The sequence below is a fragment of the Hymenobacter antarcticus genome (assembly GCF_039539545.1).
GTDB classification, from domain to species: domain Bacteria; phylum Bacteroidota; class Bacteroidia; order Cytophagales; family Hymenobacteraceae; genus Hymenobacter; species Hymenobacter antarcticus.
In genome coordinates, this window is the sequence record NZ_BAABDI010000037.1 from 41,385 (window position 1) to 47,384 (window position 6,000).

The 6,000-nt window shown below is 63.1% G+C and carries 4 protein-coding genes; all 4 read left to right on the forward strand.

The features are described 5' to 3' along the window. Positions 1-200 precede the first annotated feature (200 nt). The 4 genes from ABD819_RS19170 (at position 201) to ABD819_RS19185 (ending at position 5,863) form a co-directional block, all read left to right on the forward strand. Positions 201-1,253, forward strand: coding sequence for a helix-hairpin-helix domain-containing protein (locus tag ABD819_RS19170; RefSeq protein WP_345127020.1), 1,053 nt, complete (start codon positions 201-203; stop codon positions 1,251-1,253). Between the two features lie 327 nt (positions 1,254-1,580). Then, entirely contained in the window at positions 1,581-2,222 is a 642-nt protein-coding gene (locus ABD819_RS19175) for a (2Fe-2S)-binding protein (RefSeq protein ID WP_345127022.1), read from the forward strand. A 144-nt stretch (positions 2,223-2,366) separates the two neighbouring features. Continuing rightward, positions 2,367-3,350, forward strand: a complete 984-nt coding sequence (locus ABD819_RS19180; RefSeq protein ID WP_345127024.1) for an FAD binding domain-containing protein — start codon at positions 2,367-2,369, stop codon at positions 3,348-3,350. Between the two features lie 179 nt (positions 3,351-3,529). Continuing rightward, positions 3,530-5,863, forward strand: coding sequence for a xanthine dehydrogenase family protein molybdopterin-binding subunit (locus ABD819_RS19185; RefSeq protein ID WP_345127026.1), 2,334 nt, complete (start codon positions 3,530-3,532; stop codon positions 5,861-5,863). The last annotated feature ends 137 nt before the right edge of the window (positions 5,864-6,000 follow it).

A 6,000-nucleotide genomic window follows, 5' to 3' on the forward strand; every position in this document is an offset into this window, starting at 1 on the left:
CCCGCTTTGTTGAGGTGGCGGCTGATTACTGCTGCACGCGAGATGCCCCGGCTGCGCTCGGCATAACCGTTCTTCTCTTGCCTTTTCGGATAGCCTCTAAGCAGCCTTACGGGCATTTTGCCTATACTTGCAGCTACTCCCGGCGCTGTCCCGGCCCACACCGGGCAGTTCCGTCACCTTCACCCTTCCTTTCTACCGCGATGCCGCCCTCGCCCCCACCGCGTCCCCGCCGGTTTTGGGATGCTATTAGTCCCACGCGCTGGCTGCGGCGCTACTTCGGCTACTCGCGCGGCGAGGCCCGGGGGGTAGTTGGGGTGCTGTTGCTCATGCTGGCCTTCATCGTGGCTCCCATGCTGCTGCGCCCGGAGCTGCCCCGGTATCTGCCGGCTGCCGACCAACGGGGATTGAACGGGCTGGCCGCGCAGCTGAAAGAACACCGCACGATGGAACAGGGGTTTGCGAGCCGCTACCCCCGGCGCGACTACAAAAAGTTTGCGCGCGGCGGCTCACGCTACCCCAAAGTAGCTCAGGTGCGCCTCGCGTCTTTCGACCCCAATACCTTGACCGCTGAAGGCTGGGAAGCCCGGGGGGTGCCGCACTTCGTAGCGGCCCGCATCGTGAAATACGGCGCGGCCGCCGGTGGCTTCAAGGCCAAAGCGCAGGTGAAGAAAATGTACGGCCTGGAAGATTCCGTGTACCAGCGGCTGGCTCCCTTCATGCAATTGCCCGACGAAGCCCCCAGGCGCGAGTACGCCGCCAACCGGCCGGGACCGGACGGCAAGTTCCCGCCCTTCGCCAGCACCGACGCAGTGCCCGGCAAGTTTCCGCGCAAGCCCCGCAATCTCCAGCCCTTCGACCTGAACACGGCCGACACCACGCAGCTAATGCAGATTCGGGGCATCGGCGCGGGACGCGCCAAGTGGGTGGTGCGCTTCCGCAACCAGCTCGGCGGCTATTTGCGGGAAGACCAGCTCGATGAGGTATTTGTGCTGCGCGACGCGCCCGACCTGCGCGACAGCCTCAAGAAGTACACCTTCGTAACGGCCGGCTACGCTCCTAAAACCCTGAATGTAAACGCCTCCACTTTTGATGAGCTGTACCTGCACCCCTACATTGGCAAGCCCCGGGCGCGGCTCATCGTGGCCTTTCGGCAGCAGCACGGTCCTTTCAAAACGGTGGAGGATTTGAAGCAGATTCCGATTCTGAAGCCGGCCGATTGGGAAAAGATGCGGCCCTACGTGCGCTGCGAGTAGAGTGTGAGAGGCTATCCGAATAAAAAAAAGAACAGTCATGCTGAGCGAAGCCGAAGCATCTCTACCGCGTAACTAGCTTAATCTACTGGATTACTATTGCGGTAGAGATGCTTCGACAAGCTCAGCATGACCGCCTATTCGGATAGGCTCTAAGTAGGCTGCAAGCCAGAGGCACAATATTCGGCACAAAGGCAACCTTAGGGGATAAGCGAACCGTACTAAACGGTTAACTTTAGGAAAAGCAAGCGCCCGCCCGCGGGCTGCTCTCAACCATCTGCCTTTGCCAGCGGTTGGCTACCTACCTTCTGTTCCGACTTCCCCCTCGCCATGACTGACAACTCCACGCCCGACCCGGCCGCGCAACCCGACGAGCTGATTCCGCAGGAAGGCCGCCGCTCATTTATTAAGCAAGCCTCCGGCTTTCTGGGGCTGGCCCTGGCGCCGCCGCTCATCAGCCAGGCCGAGCGTCTCACGGCCATCTCAAAAAAGGTGGAGGGCGTGAGCGAAATGCGCCTGAAGGTGAACGGCACCGTGCGCACCATTCAGGCCGAGCCGCGGGTGTCGCTGCTCGACGCGCTGCGCGAACAGCTGGACCTTACCGGCTCCAAAAAAGGCTGCGACCACGGCCAGTGCGGGGCCTGCACCGTACTGGTAGACGGCCGCCCCGTAAACAGTTGCCTCACCCTGGCCGTGATGGCGCAGGGCAAGGAAATAACCACCGTGGAGGGCCTGGCCAAGGGCGAAGAATTGCACCCGCTGCAACAGGCGTTCATCGACCACGACGGCTTTCAGTGCGGCTACTGCACGCCCGGCCAGCTCATGTCAGGCGTGGCCTGCCTGAAAGAAGGCCACGCCAAAACCGACGCCGACATCCGCGAGTGGATGAGCGGCAACCTCTGCCGTTGCGGGGCTTATCCCAACATTGTGGCGGCCATTCGGGAAGTGGAGAAAAGCGGTTTCAAAGGGTGATAAATGAGCTATGTGCTCAAGGAACGTCATGCTGAGCGAAGTCGAAGCATCTCTACCGCAGCACTAATTCAATTACCCAGACGAAGCGGTAGAGATGCTTCACTACGTTCAGCATGACGTTCTTTTAGGATAACCAAACCGAGCATGAACAACTTCAGCTACATCCAGGCCAATTCGGCCAAAGAGGCCACCGGCATCCGGCAGGCCACGCCCCAGGCGGCCTATATCGCCGGCGGCACCACGCTGCTCGACCTGATGAAGGCCCACCTGGAGGAGCATCCCCAGCTGGTCGACATCAACCTGCTGCCCTTCAAAGGCATTGAACAGACCAGCGACGGGCTGCGCATCGGCGCCATGGAGCGCATGAGCGACGTGGGCGAGCACCCGCTGGTGCTGCAGCAGTACCCGGCCGTGTCGGAGTCGCTGCTGCTGGCGGCCTCGCCCCAGCTGCGCAACATGGCCAGCATTGGGGGCAATATTCTGCAGCGCACCCGTTGCGGCTACTTCCGCGACGCGGCTTTTCCGTGCAACAAGCGGGTACCCGGCTCGGGCTGCCCGGCTATTGAAGGCGACAACCACAACCTCGCCATTCTGGGCACGAGTGAGGCCTGCATTGCCACTGCCTACCCCGGCGACTTATCAGTAGCCCTGGCCGCGCTGGACGCGGTGCTGACCCTGGAAAACGCCAAAGGCAAGCAGCGCCGCGTGCCCGTGACAGAGTTCTACGTACTGCCCGGCAAAACGCCCCAGCGCGAAACCGTATTGGAGCCCGGCGAGCTGATTGTGGCCGTGACCATTCCGGCTGCGGTCCACGCCCGCCGCTCTACCTACCTCAAGGTGCGCGAGCGCGCCAGCTATGCCTACGCGCTGGCTTCGGCCGCCGTGGGATTGGATGTGCAGGGCGGCACCATCCGCTCGGCCCGGGTGGCGCTGGGCGGCGTGGGCACCAAGCCCTGGCGCAGCCCCGAAGCGGAAAAGGTGCTGACCGGCGCGCCCGCCACCGAAGCGACTTTCCGAGCCGCCGCCGCCGCCGCCCTGCGCGGGGCCCAGCCGCGTGATGACAACCGCTTCAAGGTGGAGCTGGCGCAGAATACGCTGGTGCAGGCCCTGCTGAAAGTGGCGGGGTAATCGGCAACGTAATGCCGCGAGAACGTCATGCTCATCTAGCGTCCGCGCAGTCGAAGCGTCTCGCGTGGGTTAGTAACCCAATCGTTGGCACGTCATTGATTAGTGACTGCACGCGAAATGCTTCGGCTTCGCTCAGCATGACGTTCGTTTTGTAACTCGCTACGCGCCAAAATATTCCTATGGATACCGAACCGAAATTCTTCGAAACCAACCCCACCGCCGGCGTGGTGGGGCAGCCGCTGAACCGCGTGGACGGCCGGGACAAGGTGATGGGCCGGGCCAAATATTCGGCCGAGTTCAACAACCTGCCGGGTCTGGTGCACGCCGTGCTCAAAACCAGCGACGTGGCCAAGGGCCGCATCACGGGTTTCGACACCACGGCCGCCCTGAAGCAGCCGGGCGTGCTGGCCATCATCACCCACCTGAACATCCCCAAGCTGGCCAAAACGCCCAACGATGCCGAGGGCAAAAAGGCCATTGGTGCGCCCATGGGCTACCTGCCCCTCACCGACGACCGGATTCACTACGCCGGCCAGCCGGTGGCCGTAATCGTGGCCGACACCTTGGAGCGCGCCCAGTACGCCGCCGCGCTGCTACGCGTGCAGGTGGCTGCCGAAAAGCCCCTGGCTTCCTATGAAGACCCGAAGGCTCAGCTATTCGACCCCACGAAGATTCAGGACGGCAAGGCCCAGGCCCACGTCGTGCGCGGCAACGCGCAGGCAGCTTTCGCGGCGGCCCCTATCCAGCTCACCCACAAGTACACCCACGCCATCAACCACCACAACCCGATGGAGCCCGGCGCGACCACCGCCCATTGGGAAGCGCCCGACCGCCTCACGGTGTATGAGTCGACCCAGGGCGTGACGCGCACGCAAAAGTCGCTGAGCACCATGCTGGGCCTCTCGGCCGAGCAGGTGCGGGTGGTGACGAAGTACCTCGGTGGCGGCTTCGGATGCAAGGGCTCGTGCTGGCCGCACACCGTGCTCACGGTGCAGGCCGCCAAATTCGTGGGCCGCCCGGTGAAGCTGGCCCTCACCCGCCCCCAGATGTTCACGAGCATGGGCCACCGCGAAGACCAGACCCAGACCCTGCGCCTGGGCGCTACGAAGGACGGCAAACTCACGGCGCTTATTCACGAGAAAACTTCCACCACCTCGCCTTGGGACAACTACGCTGAGTCGAATAGCAAAATCGTCAACATGCTCTACGAGTGCCCCAACTTCGAGGCCTCGTACCAATTGGCCCGGGCCAATGTGATGACGTCGACTTTCACCCGCGCTCCCGGCGAAGCCCCGGGCTCGTTTGCGCTTGAGAGTTCGATGGATGATTTGGCCTATCAGCTGGGCATCGACCCCATCGAAATCCGCCTGCGCAACTACGCTGAAAAAGATTCCAGCACCGGCCAGCCCTGGAGCAGCAAGAGCCTGAAGCAGTGCTACGCCCGCGGGGCCGAGCTCTTTGGCTGGAGCAAGCGCAACCCCAAGGCCGGGGCCACCCGCAACGGCCGCCTGCTGGTGGGCTGGGGCATGGCCACGGCCAGCTACCCGGTCCACAACTCGCAGGGCACGGCCCGCGCCCGCCTCTACGCCGACGGCCACGCCGTGGTGCAGTCCGGCGCCACCGACCTCGGCACCGGCACCTACACCGTGATGACCCAGGTAGCGGCCGAGGCCCTGGGCCTGCCGGTAGAGAAAGTCCGCTTCGAGCTGGGCGATACCAAGCTGCCCACGGCCCCCAACTCGGGCGGCTCGGTGGCGGCGGGCACGGTGTCGTCGTCGGTGTATATGGCCGTACAGGATTTGTGGCAGAAGCTCATCAAGGTGGCCGTGCTCGATAAAAAATCGCCCCTCTACCGCGCCAAAATTGCCGATGTGGAAGCCAAAGCCGGCCGCCTGCAGCTGAAAGCCGACCCGAAAAAAGGCGAAGGCTTCGCCGACCTCATGAAACGCGCCGACATGGCCGACGTGGAGGGCAACGGCCAGGGCCGCTACGGCAGCGGCTACGAAGATGCCCAGGCCGCCGCCAACGCCGACCCCGCCAAGAAGGACGAGGCCGCCCACCACTCCATGCACTCCTTCGGGGCGCATTTCTGCGAAGTGCAGGTCGACCCCGACCTCGGCACCGTGCGGGTTACGCGCTGGGTGAGCGTGCACGGAGCCGGCCGCATTCTGAACGCCAAAACCGCCCGCAGCCAGATTATCGGCGGCAGCATTTTCGGCATCGGTGCGGCGCTCATGGAGGGCACCGTGCGCGACCAGAACTTCGCCCGCTACACTAACTCCTCGTTGGCCGACTACCACATTCCGGTGAACGCCGACATTCCGGACATGACCGTGGAGTTCGTGGAGGAACACGACCCCTACATCAACGCCATGGGCGTGAAGGGCATCGGGGAGATTTCGATGGTAGGCGTGTCGGCCGCCGTAGCCAATGCCGTATTCCACGCCACCGGCAAGCGCGTACGCGAGCTGCCCATTACGCCGGATAAGATTTTGGGCACCAAATCGGTGTAATGACGGAACATACTTAACCCAAGTTGCGGAGTAGTTGGAGAGCACAAAAAAAGTCTGCTCGGCAGAGCAGAAGTAGGTTTGAGGTCTCTAACCGCCTCATTCCTACTTTCCCCATGCGCGAACAGACCGTTGCAATG